General features: G+C 65.5%; 15 protein-coding genes. 10 read left to right on the forward strand and 5 right to left on the reverse strand.

Going from position 1 to position 20,042, the window contains the following annotated elements; all coding sequences use genetic code 11:
• Nucleotides 1-44: 44 nt before the first annotated feature.
• Together BLT40_RS03200 and BLT40_RS03205 are read left to right on the forward strand one after the other, a co-directional pair.
• The gene (locus BLT40_RS03200) at nucleotides 45-1,472 is read left to right on the forward strand and encodes a sugar porter family MFS transporter (protein WP_090351320.1); all 1,428 of its coding nucleotides are present in this window, start codon (nucleotides 45-47) and stop codon (nucleotides 1,470-1,472) included.
• Between the two features lie 61 nt (nucleotides 1,473-1,533).
• On the forward strand, nucleotides 1,534-3,189 hold the full coding sequence (locus BLT40_RS03205; RefSeq protein WP_090351324.1) for a glycoside hydrolase family 13 protein: 1,656 nt from the start codon (nucleotides 1,534-1,536) through the stop codon (nucleotides 3,187-3,189).
• 85 nt (nucleotides 3,190-3,274) lie between these two features.
• On the opposite strand, the gene BLT40_RS03210 is transcribed toward BLT40_RS03205, so the two are convergent.
• Entirely contained in the window at nucleotides 3,275-4,279 is a 1,005-nt protein-coding gene (locus tag BLT40_RS03210) for a zinc-dependent alcohol dehydrogenase family protein (protein WP_090351327.1), read from the reverse strand.
• Nucleotides 4,280-4,376: 97 nt separating this feature from the next.
• On the opposite strand from BLT40_RS03210, the gene BLT40_RS03215 reads away from it, so the two are divergent.
• Nucleotides 4,377-5,306, forward strand: coding sequence for a LysR family transcriptional regulator (locus tag BLT40_RS03215; RefSeq protein WP_090351329.1), 930 nt, complete (start codon nucleotides 4,377-4,379; stop codon nucleotides 5,304-5,306).
• Here the strand turns inward: BLT40_RS03215 and BLT40_RS03220 are convergent.
• Together BLT40_RS03220 and BLT40_RS03225 are read right to left on the reverse strand one after the other, a co-directional pair.
• Nucleotides 5,287-6,258 (reverse strand): MASE1 domain-containing protein, encoded by a 972-nt coding sequence (locus tag BLT40_RS03220; protein WP_090351331.1) that lies wholly within the window; start codon nucleotides 6,256-6,258, stop codon nucleotides 5,287-5,289. The genes BLT40_RS03215 and BLT40_RS03220 overlap by 20 nt on opposite strands.
• Before the next feature lie 30 nt (nucleotides 6,259-6,288).
• Nucleotides 6,289-6,738 (reverse strand): MerC domain-containing protein, encoded by a 450-nt coding sequence (locus tag BLT40_RS03225; protein ID WP_079522416.1) that lies wholly within the window; start codon nucleotides 6,736-6,738, stop codon nucleotides 6,289-6,291.
• A gap of 38 nt (nucleotides 6,739-6,776) precedes the next feature.
• Here BLT40_RS03225 and BLT40_RS03230 point away from each other — a divergent pair, with 38 nt between their 5' ends.
• The 6 genes from BLT40_RS03230 (at nucleotide 6,777) to BLT40_RS03255 (ending at nucleotide 12,721) form a co-directional block, all read left to right on the forward strand.
• Nucleotides 6,777-7,298, forward strand: coding sequence for a ZrgA family zinc uptake protein (locus BLT40_RS03230; protein ID WP_090351333.1), 522 nt, complete (start codon nucleotides 6,777-6,779; stop codon nucleotides 7,296-7,298).
• Nucleotides 7,295-7,999, forward strand: a complete 705-nt coding sequence (locus BLT40_RS03235; RefSeq protein ID WP_043694574.1) for an ABC transporter ATP-binding protein — start codon at nucleotides 7,295-7,297, stop codon at nucleotides 7,997-7,999. The genes BLT40_RS03230 and BLT40_RS03235 overlap by 4 nt, the downstream gene beginning before the upstream one ends.
• Nucleotides 7,999-9,255: an ABC transporter permease gene (locus BLT40_RS03240; RefSeq protein WP_090351336.1), complete on the forward strand. Its 1,257-nt coding sequence runs from the start codon at nucleotides 7,999-8,001 to the stop codon at nucleotides 9,253-9,255. Before BLT40_RS03235 ends, BLT40_RS03240 begins: the two co-directional genes overlap by 1 nt.
• Nucleotides 9,256-9,473: 218 nt before the next feature.
• Nucleotides 9,474-9,977, forward strand: a complete 504-nt coding sequence (locus BLT40_RS20190) for a DUF3299 domain-containing protein (protein WP_176809079.1) — start codon at nucleotides 9,474-9,476, stop codon at nucleotides 9,975-9,977.
• Nucleotides 9,974-10,747: a hypothetical protein gene (locus BLT40_RS03250; protein WP_143025819.1), complete on the forward strand. Its 774-nt coding sequence runs from the start codon at nucleotides 9,974-9,976 to the stop codon at nucleotides 10,745-10,747. Before BLT40_RS20190 ends, BLT40_RS03250 begins: the two co-directional genes overlap by 4 nt.
• A 33-nt stretch (nucleotides 10,748-10,780) precedes the next feature.
• On the forward strand, nucleotides 10,781-12,721 hold the full coding sequence (locus tag BLT40_RS03255) for a CocE/NonD family hydrolase (RefSeq protein ID WP_218124525.1): 1,941 nt from the start codon (nucleotides 10,781-10,783) through the stop codon (nucleotides 12,719-12,721).
• A gap of 60 nt (nucleotides 12,722-12,781) precedes the next feature.
• Here BLT40_RS03255 and BLT40_RS03260 read toward each other — a convergent pair whose 3' ends face one another.
• Nucleotides 12,782-14,428 (reverse strand): S53 family peptidase, encoded by a 1,647-nt coding sequence (locus BLT40_RS03260; protein ID WP_176167859.1) that lies wholly within the window; start codon nucleotides 14,426-14,428, stop codon nucleotides 12,782-12,784.
• A 298-nt stretch (nucleotides 14,429-14,726) separates the two neighbouring features.
• Nucleotides 14,727-17,660, reverse strand: a complete 2,934-nt coding sequence (locus tag BLT40_RS03265; protein WP_090351344.1) for a glycoside hydrolase family 35 protein — start codon at nucleotides 17,658-17,660, stop codon at nucleotides 14,727-14,729.
• 314 nt (nucleotides 17,661-17,974) lie between these two features.
• Here BLT40_RS03265 and BLT40_RS03270 point away from each other — a divergent pair, with 314 nt between their 5' ends.
• Nucleotides 17,975-19,864: a tetratricopeptide repeat protein gene (locus BLT40_RS03270; RefSeq protein WP_143025820.1), complete on the forward strand. Its 1,890-nt coding sequence runs from the start codon at nucleotides 17,975-17,977 to the stop codon at nucleotides 19,862-19,864.
• Nucleotides 19,865-20,042 lie beyond the last annotated feature (178 nt).

A 20,042-nucleotide genomic window follows, 5' to 3' on the forward strand; every position in this document is an offset into this window, starting at 1 on the left:
CGTGTTGTCGCCGCGCCTCACTCCACTCGCTACGGGGGCAGTTCTTGGACGCCAGTAAAGCAAATGAGATTTCAATCGATCTAAACCCTAAGGCCGCTTCGTGGCGCATGACTCTCGTGGCCATGCTCGCGGCGATTTCCGGCGGTCTCTACGGTTACGACACCGGCATCATTTCCGGTGCGCTGCTGCAGATATCGACCGAGTTCCAGCTCGATGCGCAGGCACAGGAAATCGTCGCCGCGGCCATCCTGCTCGGTGCGGTGATCGGTGCCCTCGCCAGTTCGCGCTTCTCGGTAAGCATCGGCCGTCGCCGCACGATCATCGCCGTGGCGATTCTCTATGTCGTCGGCGTGCTCGCCTCCGCGGTATCGCGAGGTGCGTGGGAACTCGCGCTTTCCCGTGTCTTCCTCGGCATCGCCGTCGGCGCCTGCACGCAGGTGGTGCCGACCTACATCGCCGAGCTGGCGCCTGCCGATCGTCGGGGACGACTGGTGACGTTCTTCAACGTGTCGATCGGTGTCGGCATTCTTCTTGCCGCCATCGTCGGCGTGGTGCTGCAGAACGACTGGACCTGGCGCTGGATGATCGGCGTCGCGGCGATTCCCGCGTTCCTGCTGTTCGTCGGCATGCTGTTTGCGCCGTTCAGCCCGCGCTGGCTGGTGGAGCAAGGCCGTGCCGACGAAGCGCACGACACGCTGATGCGCATCCGCGACAGCGAGTCGCAGGTGCGCCGCGAGGTGACGCAGATCGAGAAAGTGCTCGATCGCTCGCAGGCGCGCGGCGCCTCGCGCTGGCGCGATCTCGGCGCGAAGTGGCTCCGTCCGGCGGTGATTGCCGGGCTGGGTGTCGCGGCGTTCACGCAGCTTTCCGGTATCGAAATGATGATCTATTACACGCCGACGTTTCTGACGCAGGCAGGTTTTGGCCACTCATCCGCGCTGCTCGCGGCGCTGGGCGTCGCCATCACGTACCTGTTGATGACGCTGCTCGGCAAGCTGGTGGTCGATCATGTCGGTCGCCGCACGCTCACCTTGTGGATGATGCCGTTCGCCGCTATCGCGCTGGTGCTGCTGGGCGCGGTGTTTCACTTCAATCTCGGCGGCAATCATCGCGGCGCGCTCGTCGTGGCGTGCCTCATCGCCTTCATGATCTTCAATTCCGGCGGCATCCAGGTGATCGGCTGGCTGGTGGGATCGGAAATCTATCCGCTGCGCATCCGCGATCGCGCCACCGGCGCGCACGCGGCGATGCTGTGGGGTTCGAACCTGCTGCTCACCGGCACGGCGCTGTCGATGACGCACTGGCTCGGCGTGGGCGGCGCCATGTGGGTTTATGCGGGCCTGAACGCGCTCGGCTTCCTCTTCGTCTTCGTTTGTCTGCCCGAAACCAAGGGGCGTAGCCTCGAAGAGGTTGAAGAATCGCTGCATGACGGCACCTTTCTACCCTTGAAGAGCGAAACGCGCGCCGCGTGAACCGCTGGCGAGCGATGTTGTCCTTACACGAATACTGCGACCAGCCACGAGAGGAGACTTCATGACGCAGACGAATCTTGCACGATCCGCTCCGCAGGATGAGACCACGTGGTGGCGGCACGCCGTCATCTATCAGGTGTATCCCCGTTCGTTCGCCGACAACGATGGCGATGGCATCGGCGACCTTCCCGGCATCGCCTCGCGACTGCCGTATCTGGCGAAGCTCGGTGTGGATGCGATCTGGCTCTCGCCGTTCTATCGTTCGCCGCAGCACGATGGAGGCTACGACGTCTCGGATTATCGCGATGTCGATCCCTTGTTCGGCACGCTCGCGGACTTCGACCGCATGCTCGCCGAGGCGCATCGTCTGGGCCTGCGGATCATCGTCGACCTCGTACCCAACCATACGTCCACCGAGCACGCGTGGTTCAGGGAGGCGGTCGCGACGTTGCCGGGCAGTGCCGCACGCCAGCGCTACATCTTCCGCGACGGCAAGGGTAAGGACGGTGAGCTGCCGCCGAACAACTGGCAGAGCATCTTCGGTGGCAACGCATGGTCGCGCGCACCGGGCGACAGCCAGTGGTATCTGCATCTGTTCGATCGCAGCCAGCCGGATCTCAACTGGGACCACCCCGAAGTGCGCTCCGACTTCGAGGACGTGTTGCGCTTCTGGCTGGACCGTGGCGTCGACGGTTTTCGCGTCGATGTGGCGCACGGCCTGATCAAGGCCGAAGGCCTGCCCGACTGGGCAGGGCAGACCTCGATGGTCGAAGGCGAGGAAGGTGCGCACTCCAACAACGGCCCGATGTGGGACCAGGAAGGCGTGCACGACGTGTATCGCCGCTGGCGTCAGGTGCTGGACGAGTACGACAACGACCGCATGATGGTGGCTGAAGCGTGGGTGCATCCGCCGCAACGCCTCGCCCGTTATGTGCGCGCCGATGAAATGCAGCAGGCGTTCAACTTCGACTACCTGCTCACCCACTGGGATGCGCAGGCGTTTCGTGACGTGGTCACGCGCTCGCTGGCCGTGAGTGCCGAGGTGGGTGCACCGACGACGTGGGTGATGTCCAACCACGACACGGTGCGGCACACGTCGCGTTATGGCCTGAGCGTGCCGGGTGCGCGGCCGAAGGGCATCGACGCGGCCGGCGAGCAGCCGAACGAAGCGCTTGGCCTGCGCCGTGCGCGTGCGGCGGCGTTGCTGACGCTGGCGTTGCCGGGCTCGGCGTACATCTATCAGGGCGAAGAGCTCGGTCTTCCCGAGCACACGACCCTCGCGGCGGAGCATCGCCAGGATCCGGCATTCTTCCGGACCTCCGGCGAGGAGATCGGTCGCGACGGCTGCCGTGTGCCGCTACCGTGGCAGAGCGCGGCTCCCGCGTTCGGCTTCGGTCCGGGCACGGCGACGTGGCTGCCGCAGCCCGTGTCGTTCGCGCGCTATGCGGTGGACCGGCAGGAGGGCGATGCCGGCTCGACGCTGGAGCTGTATCGCGCGGCCTTGCGGCTGCGTCGTCAACGGGATCTCGGTAACGGCGAGTTGGTGTGGCGGGATGCGGAGCCGGGTGTCGTGGCTTTCGCCAACGGCGGCGTGCATGTGGTGGTGAACACCAATGATCATCCGGTCGCGCTGCCCGGCGGCGAGGTTCTGGTGTCCAGTGTGCCGCTGGACAGTGGACACATGTTGCCGGCGAATTCGGCGGTCTGGTTGGGGTGACAGGCTGACACGACCGACAGGCTCGCTCCCACCACGGCAAGCTGCGGTGGGAGCTGACCCGGAGCGATGCTCTTGGCCCTGTCCCTCAGTCGATCCGAATGACCACCTTGCCGACGTGTCCCGCGTCGGCAAGGTAGTGAAAGGCCGCCTTCGCGTCGTCGAAAGCGAATACCTTGTCGATGACCGGTTTGATCCCCGCCATCTCGATGGCCCTCACCGCGGCGGCGAAGTCGCTCACCGATCCCGTGTTGTTGCCGAGGATCGATATCGTCTTCAGCTGGATGGGGAGCACGGGGATCGTCAGTTCCGCACCGCCGACGAAACCGATGACGAAGATCGTGCCTGCGAAGGCGACGGCATTCATCGACCGGGGGAACGTGGCCGCACCGACGGATTCGATCACCAGGTCCGCACCCCTGCCCTGGGTCAGTTCGAGCACGCGCTCGTCCCACGCGGGCGTGGTCGTGTAGTTGATGACCTCGTCGGCGCCGAGCTTCCGGGCTCGTTCCAGCTTGTCGTCGGACGACGATGTGATGATCACGCGAGCCCCGGCGGCCTTCGCCAGCTGCAGCGCGAACAGGCTCACGCCACCGGTGCCAAGCAGGGCGACGGTCGAGCCCGGACGCACGTGGCCTCTGACGAGGCCATTCCAGGCCGTGGTCGCGGCGACGGGCAAGGTCGCGGCTTCTTCCCACGTCAGTCCATCCGGGATACGGACAAGCGACGACGCCGGGGCGACCGTGTATTGCGCGAGGGAACCCGGGACGGTGACGCCGCGAACGGCGTCATGCGACGAAGGCTGAATCGGGCCGGCGAGCCAGCGAGCCATCAGCGCGGGCGCGACACGATCGCCCACCGCCCAGCCTTCCACACCATCGCCCAGCCCGGCGATTTCGCCGGCGCCATCGGCCACGGGAATCCGCGGAAAGTGGTCGGGCCCGAAGTCGCCGCGGGCCACCGCGACGTCCAGGAAGTTGAGACTCGCGGCGCGTAGCCGGATGAGAACGTCGCCCGGACCGGGCTTCGGTGTCGGCAGCTCGCTCGCGGTGAGGGAGTCGATGGAAGCGGATGTCAGCTGAAAGGCTCGCACGGCGGCGTCTCCGGGTTGGGGGATGCGATCAGTCTGAGGGATTCCCGGTGCGCGAAATCGGTGGTAGAAGCAAGACATTCCTGCACCGGATGCAATAATGGACGCGCTCGAAGCCGACCAGCTGCTCACCTTCCTTGCCGTGGTCGACACGGGGAGCTTCACGGCCGCCGCCCGCCGGCTGGAGCGGGATGCCTCCGTCGTATCGCGCCGTGTGGCTGCCCTCGAGGCACGTCTCGGCATTCGCCTGCTCGAGCGATCGACCCGGCGGGTAAGCGCGACCGAAGCGGGCATGCAATTTCGCGAGCGCGTGCGGCAGGCGATGGACCTGGTGCGGACGGCCGAGGACGAGGCGCGCGATTTCGCCGATGCGCCATCGGGGTTGCTGCGAGTCACCCTGGCACCGGCTTTCGGACGCATGTGGGTCGCGCCGCGACTCACGGAGTTTCTGGCACTGCATCCCTCCGTGCTTATCGAGGCGAGCTTCAGCGACCGCTATGTCGACATGGTTGCGGAAGGCTTCGACGTGGCAGTGCGCATCGGCAAGATGAAAGACAGCCGACTGATCAGCCAGCGCGTCGCACCCGCCGGTCGGATGATCTGCGCTGCGCCATCGTACCTGGAGCGACGGCCGCCGTTGACGACGCCCGACGATCTGACCCGGCACGACTGCCTCGGTTTCACGCCGATGTTCACGCACCCCGTATGGCATCTGCAGCGCGGCCGCGAGGAACGGGCGGTGAAAGTGGCGGGACGTATCGAGTCGGACGACATACACGCCCTCGTCAGTGCCGCCGTCGCCGGGGCAGGCGTGCTGATGGCCGCCGACTGGCTCGTGGCGCATGAGCTTGCGGATGGACGTCTCGTCCCTGTACTCGACGGGTGGCGGGCGAGGGGCGAGACAGGCATCTATGTCATCCGTGCGTCGACGCGTCACGCACCGGCGAAGACCCGCGCCTTCGTCGAGTGGCTGGCGGAGGTGTTGGGGCCGGCCCCCTGGGGCTATCCAGTCAGCCCGCCGTCGCCGTGACGCGGCCCGCGTGGCGTTCGCGCGTACGCCGCGCGATGGGCATGCCGATCAGCAAGGCGCCTGCCATGGCGATGCACATGACCACCTGCGCCTCGATGATCGACACGTCGGTCGACTCGCCTGCCGTCGACATCACCGCCGCGAGGGCGAGGACGCCGGCGAGCGCGCCGCCCTGCCAGCCGAAGCGCAGCGTCAGCGCGAGCACCGGCAGCATCGCGCACAGACGAAGCGCCTGCAGCTCCGCGCCGTGCAGGTGCAGACGTTCTTGTATAAGCACTATCCCGATCCAGCCGGCCAGGCAAAGTGCGACGAGCGCGCTGGTGAGCGGGATGTTTCGCACGCGTCGCCAGGCACCGGACCGTCCCGCGTTGAACACATCCTTCAAGGCGAATAACGCCGGCACGACGGGTACCATCCCGCAGAAGTCACCCAGCAGATAGGCGTAGAAGGAGTCGCGCAGATAGATGGTCGGCGATGTACCGCGGGAGGCATCGATCGCCGCGCTGAGTCCGGCCGTATCGACCACGGCGCTGCCAAGTGCGCATGCCGCGGCTACCAGCAGGACGCTGGGAAGGTGGATCTCCCCGTCACAGAACGGAAACGGGCCCCGTCGCCGGGCCAGCATGACCAGCGGCATACAGACGATCATCAGGGGAATCCCGCCGAGAATGGCCCACTCCAGGCCGAACCGTCCGGCGTTGATCGCGCATTTCTGAATGAGCGGCGCCCACTCGCCCACGATCAGGGCGGGCCAGTAGCGACGAGGAACCAGCAGGATCGCCGCGAGGCGAAGCCCAGCCATCAGATTCCACTGGCTGGATGGCGATATGTAACGGGCTATCTCATATACCGCGGCGTAGGCCGCCGCTACGGCAAGAAACGCACTGCCGGAGATCCACCTGGGTTCCGCGCTCAGGGCAGGGTGTGTCCGTGTGTGGCTCGCATTCGACATCCACGTAGTGTAACGAGCCGAGCGGCGGCTTCACAAAACGTCACGCCTTACCGATCGGACGCACTTCACGTTCCACGTATGCGCGGTGACGAGCAGGGCGCCGCCCAGCATGACGCCGCCGGTGTGCATCCACCCGTCGGCCCACGCGGCGAAGTACCACGCGGCAAACAAGGTCGCGATGCCGGCTGCGGCCAGCGCGGGCGGTCCGGCTCGCCGGTGTCGCCGCCATGCCCTGACCATGGCGAGCGTGCTGATAAACGCGCCGGTCGCAATGAACCAGGGCTCCAGACTGATCAGCCGCAGCAGTGCCATGGCGAGCTCGCGGTGGGGCGATGCGAACGAATACAGGGCGAGGTAAAGCGACGGTACGGCGAACAGGACCAGGGGCAGGGCGAGGCAGTGGATAGCGCACCCGATCGCCCAGAAAGACGCGAAACGATCGAGTGACGAGGAGGGCTGGCGCGACGCGATGCTTGTCATGTAGCTTATGTTATAACATAACAATAAGAGGTGATGGCATGGCTGTGCGTTGGTGGGTGCTGCTAGGCAGCGTGCTTGCGACTGGCGCAGCTGGCGCGGAAGTCCGGCATCTGGGTGCGCACGTGCACGGACGGGCGACGGTCGATATCTCGATCGAGAACAACATGGTCGCCGCCGGGCTCGATCTGGCCGGGCACGACGCCGTCGGCTTCGAACATCCGCCGGGCTCACCGCCGGAGCGGGCGGCACTCGCTCGTGTGAAGGCGGTGTTGCAATCGGGGCGCTGGCTGGAAGCGCCACGCGCCGCGGACTGCCACGTCGCCGAGGCACACGTCGACGCCCATGGTTTCGATGCTAAGGACACCTCGGGCGCGCACGCCGAGCTGCACGCCGACTATCGGCTGCTTTGCGCGCACCCGGACGAGCTCGACGCGTTCGATGTACGACTGGTCGAAACGTTTCCTTCCCTGCAGACCGTCGTAGTCAACGTGCTCTCCGCGAACGGTAGTCACCAGCAGGTGCTCGACCCCGGCGTCGTACGGGTGGACGTGCAGCCATGATTCCTTACGGCGATGAGGTGCTGCTGCGGTGCAGAGGCCTGCGTTTCGCGTGGCCGTCTTCCGATACGGTGCTGATGCTGGACGATTTCCACGTCGCCTCCGGCGAGCGGCTGTTCCTGTGCGGGCCCAGCGGCAGTGGGAAAAGTACCTTGCTCGGGCTCATCGCAGGCGTCCTCTCGCCAGCCGCCGGTGAAGTGAATGTGCTGGGTACGCCGTTGTCGTCGCTGAGCGCCTCGGCGCGGGACCGCTTCCGTGCGGACCACCTCGGTTACATCTTCCAGCAGTTCAACCTGCTGCCCTTTCTGGATCCGGTCGAAAACGTACTGCTCGGGTGCGCGTGGTCGCCCGCGCGTACGGCACGCGCAGGCGATGCGCGTATCGAAGCATCGCGACTGCTCGGCGCCCTTGGCCTCGATCGGCGCACCCTGTCGCGACGAAAAACCAGCGAGCTCAGCGTCGGACAACAACAGCGCGTGGCCGCCGCGCGTGCCCTCATCGGTGGCCCTGAACTGATCGTCGCCGACGAGCCGACCTCGGCGCTGGACACCGCCGCGCGGGACAGCTTTTTGCAACTCCTCCTGGGCGAGTGCACGCGGCACGGCACCGGCGTGGTCTTCGTCAGCCATGACATGTCACTGGCGCGCCATTTCGATCGTGCCCTGGCCCTGGGCAACCTTCCTTCTCACCAGCTGGTCGCCTGATGAACGTCTTCAGCATCACGTTGAAAAGCCTGCGCCAGCGTCGCACCGGTGTCGCGCTGACCGTGATCACCATCGCCCTCAGTGTCTTTCTGCTGCTGGGCGTCGAGCGCGTCCGCACCGACGCGCGGCAGAGTTTCGCCAGCACCGTCTCCGGGACCGACCTGCTCGTCGGCGCACGCTCCGGTCCCGTGAATCTGCTGCTCTATGCGGTATTTCATGTGGGGGAGGCGACGAACAACATCACGTGGAAGACCTATCAGGACATCCGTGCGATGCCTGAAGTGGCCTGGGCCGTGCCGCTGTCGCTGGGCGATTCGCACCGCGGTTTCCGGGTCACGGGCACGACCTCCGATTTTTTCCTGCACTACCGCTATGGGGCACGCAAGCCGCTGGCATTCGCGGCCGGACATGCCTTTTCCGACCTTTACGACGCGGTGATCGGCGCGGAGGTCGCGCGTCGTCTGCACTATGGCGTTGGAGACACCATCGTCCTCGCCCACGGGCTGGGCGGCCCCGCAACGGCGCTGCATTCTGACAAGCCGTTTCGTATCTCGGGCGTGCTGGCGCCGACGGGCACACCGGTCGATGCGACGATCGCGGTGAGTCTGGAGGCGATCGAGGCTATTCACGTGGACTGGCGCTCCGGGGTCCGTCTGCCGGGAATGACGTCCAGCGCCGATCAGGCGCGACACAGGGACCTGACGCCGAAGGCGATCACCGCCTGCCTGGTCGGGCTGCGTTCGCGCCTGTCGGCCTTCGCCGTGCAGCGTGCGCTGAACGAATATCCCGACGAGGCGCTGCTCGCGGTGCTGCCGGGCGTCGCGCTGGGCGAGCTGTGGCACTTGCTGGGTACCGCTGAGAATGCCCTGCGCGTCGTCAGCGCGATGGTGGTGCTGGTCGGCATCTCGGGCATGTTGACGGCGTTGCTGGCGATGCTCAACGAACGACGTCGTGAAATGGCGGTACTGCGCGCGGTGGGGGCATCCACACGCACGGTCTTCGCGTTGCTGGTCGCGGAGAGCACCTTGCTGACTCTTATCGGCATGGTCGCGGGCGGGGTCCTGCTGTTTGCGGTGACACTGCTGGCGCACGATTATCTGCTGGCGAACGCGGGCATCGTGCTCAATGCCACGCCCTCGGCGCAGGAAGGGTGGTTGCTGCTGAGCGTGCTGGTGCTCGGTTCGTTGTCGGGATGCATTCCGGGATGGATCGCGTATCGACGTTCCCTGGCCGATGGCCTGCAGGTGCGCCTGTGATCGCGCGCCTGTGCTGTCTCGCCTTTGCCGTGTGCGTTGCGGGGTGTGCTCGCGACGGTACTGACGACACCGCGGCGCAGGGCCCGGCGACGGCGGCGACATCCGAGCTCGCGCGTGCGCAGGCGGCTGCCGATGAAGGTCGCGCGCGACGAGCCCGAGCGGGTGCTGACGGTATCGCTGCGGCGAATGCTTTCGCGGCGTCGCGTGGCAACGCGGCCGTGGCCGCAGCACCCGCCGCACCCTTGCTCGGCCTGCCCGACGAAAACGGGTTCGCCGATCTCGACTGGAGCCGGATGGTGCCGCCGGAGGATTTCAAGGCGCTGGAGGACGCACCTCCGGTGCTGCACGTCGGCAATCAGCGTATGAAGCAGGTCGGTACCTTGCATACCGTGGCCGCGCTCGACGGCAGGAAGATCCGCTTGCCCGGCTATGTCGTGCCACTGGAGACGGACGACGACGGCAGGATGACCGAGTTCTTCTTCGTGCCGTTTTACGGCGCGTGTATCCACGTCCCTCCGCCGCCACCGAACATGCTGGTGCACGTGCGCCTGGCGAAGGGCATCGATACGCCGAGCCTGTACGACCCGGTGACGCTGAAGGGCGTGATGCACACCCAGGTGACCGAGAACGCGATGGCCGCTTCCGCGTACGCGATGGACGGCGCCACCATCGAGCCGTATCGCAACGATGACGAAGAGCGCCTGAGGCGTGCGTTCGAATGAAGGTGCCATGGGCGGGACGACCGCGGGTGTGGATGCTTGTCGCGGGTATCGTGACGGCGGCGCTGGTGGCGTTGCTTTCGATCGCGGGACCGCCCGACATGCCGCCGGCAAGGCGGCAGGCGGTTGGGAAGACCGCCTCCGCGACCACGAACGCGACGGCACGGGTGGTCGCTGTAAGTGCCCAGGGCAGCGGCACGGACCGGCTCGGTCCACTCCTGCGGGCGAACGAGGCGTTCGCTCAGGACACGGTCTTCCTCGTAGCCGCCTCCGTGCGTGCCCGCTGCGACCCTGCCCACGCGCATGACCTCGCCGCCATGGCGGCGCAAGCCCTGCTGCCGATGCTGGCGGGAGTGACCGAGGCGATCGGCGAGCAGACCGATATGCGTGATTATCTGCTGGCCGCCGTGCGCGATGTCGCACAGCGCGCACCCTGCTCAGGACCCTTCGATATGAGCGTCGGTGACTTTGTGCAGCGGGTCGACGTGGTCCGCTACGCGGCGGCTTTTCCGGACAGTTACTTCGATCCCGCGATGACCGCGACGCCGCAAGAATTCGCGGGGCGGTCTCTCGCTGACCGCGCACACGACGAATGTGGCAAGGTGGCTTACGCGGTGCTGCCGCTCGATGCGCCCCGTGCGTGGCAATGCGCGGGGCTTCGGGCCCAGGGACGAACGCGGGTGAGGGCCCTTTGCCAGCAGATCGGCGAGGCCGACACCGCCGCCGTACAGATCCGGGAGGCTGTCGGACGCATGCCTCCCACGTGCCAGTAAGTCCATGCCCAACCAGGAATCGCCTTGAAAGCCATCACGACGCTCCGTTACTCCCTGCTGGTCACCGCCTTGTCCGCCGTCGTCGCCACCTCGACCTTCGCCGGCGATGCTCCGCCACCCTCCAGGGGCACGTATCCGGCATTGCCCAGCGAGACGCCGGCCGACTTCAAGCCGACGTACGACGGTTTCGACTACGAGACGCGCGACGTGATGATCCCCATGCGTGACGGCGTCAAGTTGCACACGGTGATCCTGGTGCCCAAGGGCGCGAAAAACGCGGGTATCCTGTTCACACGCACCCCCTACGATGCGTCCGAAATGACCAGCGCGGTCGAGAGCGGTCACCTCGGAGTCGCGGTCAGTCACGACGACGACGCCAGCGATGTGCTCGTGCAGGACGGTTACATCCGCGTCGCGCAGGACATTCGCGGCAAGTACGGTTCGGAAGGCGATTACGTGATGAATCGTCCGCTGCGCGGGCCGCAGAACCCGACTCCGGTCGACGATTCCACCGATGCCTACGACACCATCGACTGGCTGGTGAAACACGTGCCGGAGAGCAACGGCCGTGTGGCGATTCTCGGTATTTCATACGACGGCTTCGAACCGCTGATGGCGCTCGTGCATCCGCATCCCGCCCTGAAGGCGGCCGTGCCGATGAACCCGATGGTCGATGGCTGGATGGGCGACGACTGGTTCCATCACGGCGCGTTCCGTCAGCAGAACCTCGAATACATCTATGAGCAGACCGCCTCGCGCAAGAACACGCACAAGTGGTGGAACAACTACGCGGACGACTACCAGTTCTTCCTGGAAGGCGTGTCGGCCGGCGCGATCGCGAAGCGCTACGGGATGGAACAGCTGGGCTTCTGGAACAAGGTGGCGCTGCATCCGGCCTACGATGCGTTCTGGTCCGATCAGGCGGTGGACAAGGCGCTGGCCCGCGAACCCGTCAAGGTGCCGACGATGCTGGTGGCGAGCCTGTGGGATCAGGAAGACATCTACGGTGCCTTTGCCGTTTACAAGGCGATGAAACCGCACGACGACGCGCACAAGCTCTTCCTCGTGGCGGGCCCATGGTTCCACGGCCAGGAAGTCCGCGACGGCAGCAGCCTGGGCGCAGTCCGCTTCGGCACGGACACGGGGCTCTACTTTCGCCAGAAGATCCTCCGTCCGTTCCTCGCGCACTTCCTGAAAGACGCGCCGGCCACGACAGCGCCGGTCAACGCCTATGTCACCGGCGAGAACCGTTGGGAGACGGGTCCGGCATGGCCGATGGACGCGACGGGCGGTTCACGGCCGACGCGGCTCGTGCCTGGTCCGGATGGCACTCTTGCGCTGGGCGCAGGGGCGGGAGAGCCGTCCGCTACGGCGCAGTACGTTTCCGATCCGGCACATCCGGTGCCGTACCGTCCGCGTCCGGTCGGTCCGATGTCGGGTACGGGCTGGCAGCACTGGCTGACCAGCGACCAGCGCGAGGCGGCATCGCGCCCCGATGTGCTGACCTTCACGACCCCGGTGCTTACCGCGCCGGTCCGCATCAGCGGCGAGCCGAACGTTCACCTCGTGGCCAGCACCAGCGGTACGGACAGCGACTGGGTGGTGAAGCTGATCGATGTCTATCCCGATCAGGTCGCCGAGCAGCCGGAGATGGGCGGCTACGAACTCGGCATCGCGATGGATATCTTCCGTGGCCGTTATCGGGAAGGCTTCACCGTCGGCAAGCCGATTACTCCCAACGTGCCGCTGGCGTATGACTTCCGTCTGCCGAACGCCAACCATGTGTTCGAGCCCGGCCACCGGATCATGATCCAGGTACAGTCCAGCTGGTTCCCCCTGTACGACCGCAATCCGCAGACCTTCGTACCCAACATCCTGTTCGCGCAGCCGGCGGACTTCCAGCCGGCGACGCAGAAGGTATCGCTGGGTGGAGCGGACGGCACGTATATCGAGTTGCCTGTCACGGGTTCCTGACGCGGTTGACCCGGGGGCAGGGACGCTCGGAAACGGGGCGGCCGAGGCCGCCCCGTCCCGTTAGGGATTGCTCGCGTTGATGAAGCCGGGATTGGCGGCGATGAAGTTAGCCACCGCCTGGATGTCGAAGCTTCCCCAGCCGGTCGCCAGGTCGTAGCCCTTGGTGGCGGAATAGCCTCCGTTGGTGCCGCTGGCGACGTCGTGCAACGGCAGCGGGGTGGTGGTCGACCTGGCATAGGCGTAGATCGCCGGCGGCGCGAAGCCGATGGCGTTTGCGTTCGCGCTTTCGAGGCGTGCCCACGATCCGCTGAACAGCGGCGCGGCCAGACTCGTGCCACCGTTGGCGTAATAGCCTGACGTGCCCACACCCGAGGTCGAACTCTTGGTCAGGTAGAAGATGATGGGCGAGTTGTCCCAGTCCGCATCGAACGCAAGGTCAGGCACCTGGCGGTGCGCACCCGTCTGCCAGGATGGCGTCGCTTCCGCGGTGCTGGTTCCGCCGCCGCTGTACGGCCAGCTGGTTTCCGACACGTAGTTGTCGGAGGTGTCGGTGTTGAGCGTCGTGCCACCGATCGCGGCAACGTACGGTGAGCTCGCAGGGTAAGACACGCTCAGGATGGTCTTGCTGCCGTAGGCACCGTTTTCGCTGGCGTTGCAGGGATACGAGCCGTTATCGCCCGACGACGCGACGAACGTCTGACCCTGCGAGACACCGAGCTGGAAGACGGAATCCGCGAAGCCCTTGGTGGTGCTGCCGCATTCCGCCGCACCCCACGACATGTTGAGCACCTTGGCGGTGTTGTCGCTGACCGCGCGGTTGAGCGCCTTGAGGATCGCCGAGTTGGAGTTGGTGCCCGACGTGTAGAAGGTCAGGCTTTTGACGCCGCCGCTCACGCCGGTGATCGCCTGAGCGTCCATGGCCCATTCCACCTGGCCCGAATCATCGCTGCTCGACGCGGTGGCGACGATGGAACTGGGGACGGCGGGAAGGCCCTTGTCCGAGATGAAGTGGGCGAGGTCGGCCTGCGCGTTGGTCATGCTGCCCCAGCCGATGACGGCGGCAGCGGTTTTGCTGGCGCGGGCCACGGTGCCCGCGTGATAGACCGTCGCGAATTCCTGCGGGTAGTACCCATGGCCGCCACTGGATGTGGTCACGTACGCCGGTTTCAGCTGCGCGGCCGGCAAGGAATAGGTCTGCATCTTCCGGGTGGTGTCGAGGCCGACCACCTGGTCGATCTGGCTCAGTTCCGCCGGTACCTGCACGGCGCTGTCGTTGGCGATGCCGTTCACGCCTTGCACGTTGAAGCGAGCGATCGTCGTACGGAAAGCGGAACGTGCCTTGCCTACGTCACCATCGGCGGTGACGAGCAGGCGGTTCGGTGCGATTTCGACGTTGGTGAAACCCTGCTTTTTGAGGTACGCCGCGACCGCTTCAGCCTGCTCGGCGGTGGGCGAGAAGGTGGCCTCACTCTGCTCCTTCGTCAGGAAACGGTGGTAAACGAGGCTGTTGGGTCGGAACAGTTCACGCGTGTAGTTGTTCAAGGCGTCAGGATCGCGCACCTTGAGCGACACCGCGATCGATACGGTCTGGCCGTCTTCGGCGTAACCCTGGAACTGTGCGGCACCGGACTGGAAGGCCTCGGTGCGGGTGGATGCCCATGCCTGCGTCGACGAATCCGCCGCGCTTGCCGCGAATGGAACACTCAAAGCCAGTATCAGTGAAGTGGCAAGCAAACGACGCTCGCCATGATGCTTTGCACGCTGCCCGTGGTTCTGCATGTTGGTCCCTCTGGATGACTGGGCGGCTGAATCCCCCTGTAGCCATCGGACGCGCCGCAGTATCGTCCGCTGGCGTTTCCTCCTGTGTATGAACTGTGTCTTTGGATCGTCACATGCGTCGTCCGTGCGGAATTGACTACGACGTCCCACTTTCGGCGTACTTCGTTCGAAAGATCTTGCGCTTTTGTCGATCGTCTTTAGCCGACGGCACGACACCTCGCCGGTATCAGCGCGCCTTGCCGGACTTCGGTGCCCGCATGACGTCCCGATAATCCGGCGCCTTGACCGACTTCGAAACGAGCGACGTACGGTAGTTCCCCTGCATCACGAGCGACACTTCGCCGAGGCCGCCGTCGTGCGCCGTGCTCCACGACGCGATGGCGATGGTGTTTTCGCCGCGCTGGTTGAGCAGGCCGGAGGGCAGCTCGAATTCCGTCTGCGGACCTACGTCGCTGATGTAGCGCCCGATCTGCCAGCCGTTGATGAAGACGACGGCACGGTAGTGATGCGGCGCGATATCGTGGATGCGCAGGGCGATCGGTACGTCCTGATCGGCGGGGAGATCGAGCCGGAACGAGGTCCGGTACCAGTCGACGCCAGGTTTATCGGTACTCGCTGGCAGTGTCGTCCTCGCCCATTGACCATCCGGGAATCCGGGCAATTGCCAGCCCATCCGCTCGCCGTAAAGGCCACCCGCGTTGAATGGACCACGCACGGGGTCGGGCAGTGTTTCGCCACCGGCGTTGCCCTGAATCTTCCAGTGGATGTCGTCCGCAGGCCCGGCGAAGGTCGCCGAGATCAGGCCGCGCGGCTCGCGGAACGTGCCGCTGCGTTCTTCCTGAAGATGCCCCTGGTTGTCGACCAGCACGGCAAGCACGTTGTCTCCGTCCTTCCTGAGCCAGTCGGGATCGATGGCAAACTGCTGTGCGCCACTGGGGTTGTTGCCAAGGAAATGCCCATTGAGCCAGGCGGTGAAGATGCCGCGGTTACCCAGGTGAACACCCATGCTGGCGGACAAGCGGATGGCGGTTTCCTTCCCGGTCGCGCGGAAATGGCCGCGGTACCACACGTTGCCGTGATGGAAACCGTACGCGTCGCTGTCGAGGATCGGCAGCGTGTGCGCCCAGTAAGGATTGGGCGAGCTGGTGCGATCGGTGGGGAGCCAGTCGGCATCGTCGAACCCGGGATCGATCTCCGGCGAACCGTTCGAGACATGCCACGTGGTCAGTGCCGGCAGCGTCACGGGTACCGGGCCATCGAGGTGGCCGAGCAGGCTGCCCGATGGTGTCGTGGTTACCGGAACCGTTTTGCCGTTCCACGACAGGCCGCGAGTGGTCGCCGGCGCAAACAATTCGACGTCGCCCGCCTCTTCCGTATCACCGTTGAGGTAAACACGGTCGCCTTCGGCCCTGGCATGGCGAACCAGATAGGAGCCACGCACGAGAACGGCGCCATCCTTCGTATCTGCCTGCCAGAAGCGTTTCGCCGCATCGTTGTCGCCGATCAGGAGCAGCAGCGATCTGTCGCCATCGTGTATGAGCACGCGGGCAAGATCGTCATGCCGATAGTTGAGCCGGAGCGTGTGCGTTGCAGGGTCCCAGTGCGTGGCGACCTTGCCCGCTATGACCTCGCTGTTCGGCTCCGAGCCGTAGCGCAGGACGGTTTCGCCGTCTTCACCGTGACGACCGTAGAGCAGCGCGATGTCACGATCGCCGATGGTCAGGTCGGTCATCAGTTCGGAGGTGGAGTAGGCCAGATCCTGGCGACCGAACCGATAGTTGGCCAGCAAGATCTTCGAATCCCGGCCATCGATATGGATGGCCGTTCCCGCTTGCTGGGGAATCGTTGTCTCGTGGGCGCCCGATGGATCGGTGGCGATCGTCAGGTGAGTGGCGTCGTTCGTGGTGTCCTGCGGCTCGGCGTGTCGCAGGATATAAAAGCGTGTGCCGTCGTCGGGATTGATCCGCGCCACGACCTTCAGTCGCGGATTGGTCGGCACATGGGTGCCGGTGGCATCGGTCCGTGCCAGCGGTGCGACGGCACGCGTCATGAAGCCAAGGAGCTTCTGCTGGTCGTACTTACTCGTCAGCTGGCGACTTGCCGTGATCGCCGCGCCGTAGTCGTACGACGTATACACGCCCGGTGACGACAACCAGCCCCAGTTGGTCCCGCCGTAGGTCATGTAGAAGTTCTGCATCGTCGAGCCGGCGGCCATCATCGACTCGTAGAACACGCGCTCGAAAGCAGGGCCGGTGAACTTCCGGCAGGCTTCGTAGCCCGGTCCGCCCCAGGTATCGAATGCGCCGCCCTGATACTCGGGGAAGAACAGCGGCGCATGCTTCAGCTCACGGCGCTCCTCGCTGAAGTCGTAGATGCCGTTCCAGCGGTCGGGACGTGTGCAGTCGAAATCGAGCGGGTACGAATCCTGACCGGGGATGTCCGTGGCGCCCAGACCCTCGACGAAATTGCCGTTGTGGTTGCCGGTGAGCGGCACGGTGATGCCATCGGCGCGCGCCTCATCTTCGAGGTTTTGCATATAGCGGCGGGTATCGGAGTTCTCGTCGTACAGCTCGTTCTCGACCTGGTAGAGCAGCACCGTCCCGCGGCCGTCGGTCACCTGATGCCGCGCGATGATGCGATCGATCTGCGTCATCCACTCGCGGTACGCCGCGGTGTATTCCGGCGACGTGGTGCGCGGTTTGCCGGCGGTGGTCACCAGCCAGGCGGGGAATCCGCCGGCGTCCGTTTCCGCATTGATGTACGGGCCCGGGCGCGCGATGACGTAGATACCGACGTCGCGGGCCATGTCGAGCAGGCGGTCGACGTCGCGGATGCCGCTGAAGTCATAAACCCCACGCTCAGGCGAGTGGTAGCCCCAGTGGAAGTAGATTTCGACCGCGTTGAAGCCCGCGGCCTTCATCTTCTGCAGGACATCGAGCCAGAGATCGGGCGATGGCAGGCGCCAGTAGTGAAAGGAGCCCGACCACAGATAGGTAGGCTTGCCGTCGATGATGAGGGAGTAGCGGTCGTAGGTGACCGTGTGCCCGGGCGGCGCGTCGACCCCGAGGCCGGGCAGCGGATTCAGCGCGCCGAGGGTAAGCGCCGCGAGGCTGAGCATCCGCGATACACGGCGGCCGTAACGGCCACGGACAGTACTCATCCCCACCTCCAGTCGACCACGGCGCCCGATGCGGCATCGGGCAGAGCGTGGGGCAAACTGGGTAGTTATGCAAGTTTGGGCGATTTGACTCCCGTCGATCGGCGCTGCGTCGCGCGCCCATGGGAGTACACCCCATGACCACCTGGCGCTCGACGGCGGAAGCGCGACCTTGCATATTTACGTGCAGACCATCCGGCGCGTGCCGCCCGGCCAGTAATTCATTTCGACAGGAAGCACTAGGGATGTTTGGATTTTTCAGGAAGCGCAAGAAGGCCGCTGAGGCGCCCGCTGCGGCGCCGGCCAATGACGGGCGCATGGTTTCCTTCGTCGACACATACGGCCGCTCCTATCAGATTCCGTTCGAGCAATGGCGTCGGGAGGTACTGCAGCCGAACCTCCAGTCCAAGTGGGACGAGCCGGACGCGCTTTACTCCCTCGTCATCTCGGCCCTGGGCGACGATCTCGCATCCGACGTCGACGCAGCCAGTGCGCATCTGCTCGAGATCGATCCAATGATCGAGCGCGGCTTCGTTACGCGGGCGATCGTCCAGTTGAAGCTGGGGCGCACGCGGGATGCGAAAGGTACGCTGCGCAAGGCGATCGACAAGGTCGGCGAGACGCCGACGCTGCTGACCAACCTCGCGAAGGTGGCCAGCGCGGAAGGTAAGGACACCGAGGCCATGGCGATCCTCGATCGCTCGCTGCAGCTCGATCCCAATCAGGACAACGGCCTTGGCTGGCGCGTCGCTGAGCGGACCGAAGCCGCGGGCGCTGAGGCAGCGGAAGCTTTCCTGCGGGCGCTGGCCGAGCGCGACGATGCGTTCCGGCCGCAGTTGCTGCTGGGTCAGACAGCGATCCAGGCCGGCCTGCGCGACGACGGGCTTGCATGGTTCGACCGGGCACTGGCGAAGGCTCCGCACGGGACGGACGTGATGCTCGCCGTCACCGGTACGCTGGGCCAGCACGGCCTGCTCAACGATCTCGTCACGCGCGTGGCACCCTTATTCGATCCACAGCGCGATGACGTCCGGGTGGGTTTCAACTTGTTGCAAGCCTATGTCGAACTCGGCGACGCGGAACGGGGTCAGCTCCTGCTCGGCGAGCTTTTCGCGCTGGGTCAGCCGGCGTACGCCCAGAACCTCCAGCACTTCGCGCAGGCATTCGACGAGATGACGGTGGAACCGTCGAAGCCACTCGATCACACCCCGGAGATTTCGCTCCTCCAGATGGTGCAGCCGCCCTGGCTGCTCGATATGCACGGCATGGAGTGGGCCGCGCCGCCGCGCTCCGGCGATGGTCCGCGCATCGTCTTGCTACCCCTGGCGGCCGTGGACGATGCGGCAGGCGGTGTGGCTCGCAGCGGGCGCGAGGACGACCGGGGGCGGCTGTCGCGCGCACTGCCGCTCCTGCTGCTCGAGCAGTTGGTCTATTGCAGCGATCTGAGGGTCGCCATGAATCTTCCGGTGGCCGATCAGCACAATTTCGTCCTGTTCGGGCAACCGTTGTCGGACGATGAGCTCGACTATCTCGGCCAGGACTTCGACCTGGCGGTCGAGGGTGAGGTCAGCGCAGGGCAGGACGGTTTCCATGTCGTCTGCCGCCTGCGTCGTCTGAGCGACCGCGTCACGTTGAAACGGGTGGAACGGCGGTTCAATGAACGCGAGGTGGGCAACGCGCTGGTCGTATTGTCGGGGGAGTTGCTCGCCTCCCTGGCCGAAGCGACAGGCGCGATCGTCGAGCCCCGGGTCCCGATGTATGCGCTGCCCGGTGCCGACGTCAACGAATACGTCAGCGGTCTGGCGCAGTACCTCGCACTGACCCTCGCCAGCGTGGCGAAAGCGCGCGAGACGCTGTTTGGCGAGCGCAACATCTACGGCTGGCTGCAAACGCTGGCGGTTTCAGTGCCTGACAGCGAGCCGGCGCAGTTCATGTATTTCACCGCACTGGGCAAGGGCCGCCGGATGGGCTCCCCGCTGGTCGACGAGTTTGAAAAGCCGGCCGTGCAACGTATGCGCGAGCTGGTTCAGGCGGGGCGCTTCTCGACCCGGTTGCTTCCACTGCTGGCCGCGGTGTACCCGAACAACGCCGAGCTGGGCGACCTGCTGGCTTCCGCCAAGCCCACAGGTGACGAAGCTTATGCGGCGTGGTGCGCGCGCGTGGCCGCGGCGTTTCCCGTGGAAGCGGTACCTCCCTCACGCGAGTGATCTCCGCAAGGGCGTCACCACGATGCATGAGGCCGGCGATACGAAGGTGACCACGCTTCACCTTCCTGCCGATCATGCATATTCGGACCGACGTGAAGAGCTGTCGCATGCGCTGTTGAAGTGGCTTGCAACGTCGCAGTGAGCGCGCGGCACCGTCATGGCTGACTGCTGGGTGTGC

Source organism: Dyella sp. 333MFSha, from assembly GCF_900102405.1.
Taxonomy (GTDB): Bacteria; Pseudomonadota; Gammaproteobacteria; order Xanthomonadales; family Rhodanobacteraceae; genus Luteibacter; species Luteibacter mycovicinus.

What these genes read in the sequence shown, in the direction of transcription:
- BLT40_RS03205 (WP_090351324.1), top strand. Translation starts at nt 1,534, where the DNA reads ATGACGCAGACGAATCTTGCACGATCCGCTCCGCAGGATGAGACCACG.
- BLT40_RS03215 (WP_090351329.1), top strand. Translation starts at nt 4,377, where the DNA reads ATGGACGCGCTCGAAGCCGACCAGCTGCTCACCTTCCTTGCCGTGGTC.
- BLT40_RS03220 (WP_090351331.1), bottom strand. Translation starts at nt 6,258, where the DNA reads ATGTCGAATGCGAGCCACACACGGACACACCCTGCCCTGAGCGCGGAA.
- BLT40_RS03225 (WP_079522416.1), bottom strand. Translation starts at nt 6,738, where the DNA reads ATGACAAGCATCGCGTCGCGCCAGCCCTCCTCGTCACTCGATCGTTTC.
- BLT40_RS03230 (WP_090351333.1), top strand. Translation starts at nt 6,777, where the DNA reads ATGGCTGTGCGTTGGTGGGTGCTGCTAGGCAGCGTGCTTGCGACTGGC.
- BLT40_RS03235 (WP_043694574.1), top strand. Translation starts at nt 7,295, where the DNA reads ATGATTCCTTACGGCGATGAGGTGCTGCTGCGGTGCAGAGGCCTGCGT.
- BLT40_RS03240 (WP_090351336.1), top strand. Translation starts at nt 7,999, where the DNA reads ATGAACGTCTTCAGCATCACGTTGAAAAGCCTGCGCCAGCGTCGCACC.
- BLT40_RS03250 (WP_143025819.1), top strand. Translation starts at nt 9,974, where the DNA reads ATGAAGGTGCCATGGGCGGGACGACCGCGGGTGTGGATGCTTGTCGCG.
- BLT40_RS03265 (WP_090351344.1), bottom strand. Translation starts at nt 17,660, where the DNA reads ATGAGTACTGTCCGTGGCCGTTACGGCCGCCGTGTATCGCGGATGCTC.
- BLT40_RS03270 (WP_143025820.1), top strand. Translation starts at nt 17,975, where the DNA reads ATGGTTTCCTTCGTCGACACATACGGCCGCTCCTATCAGATTCCGTTC.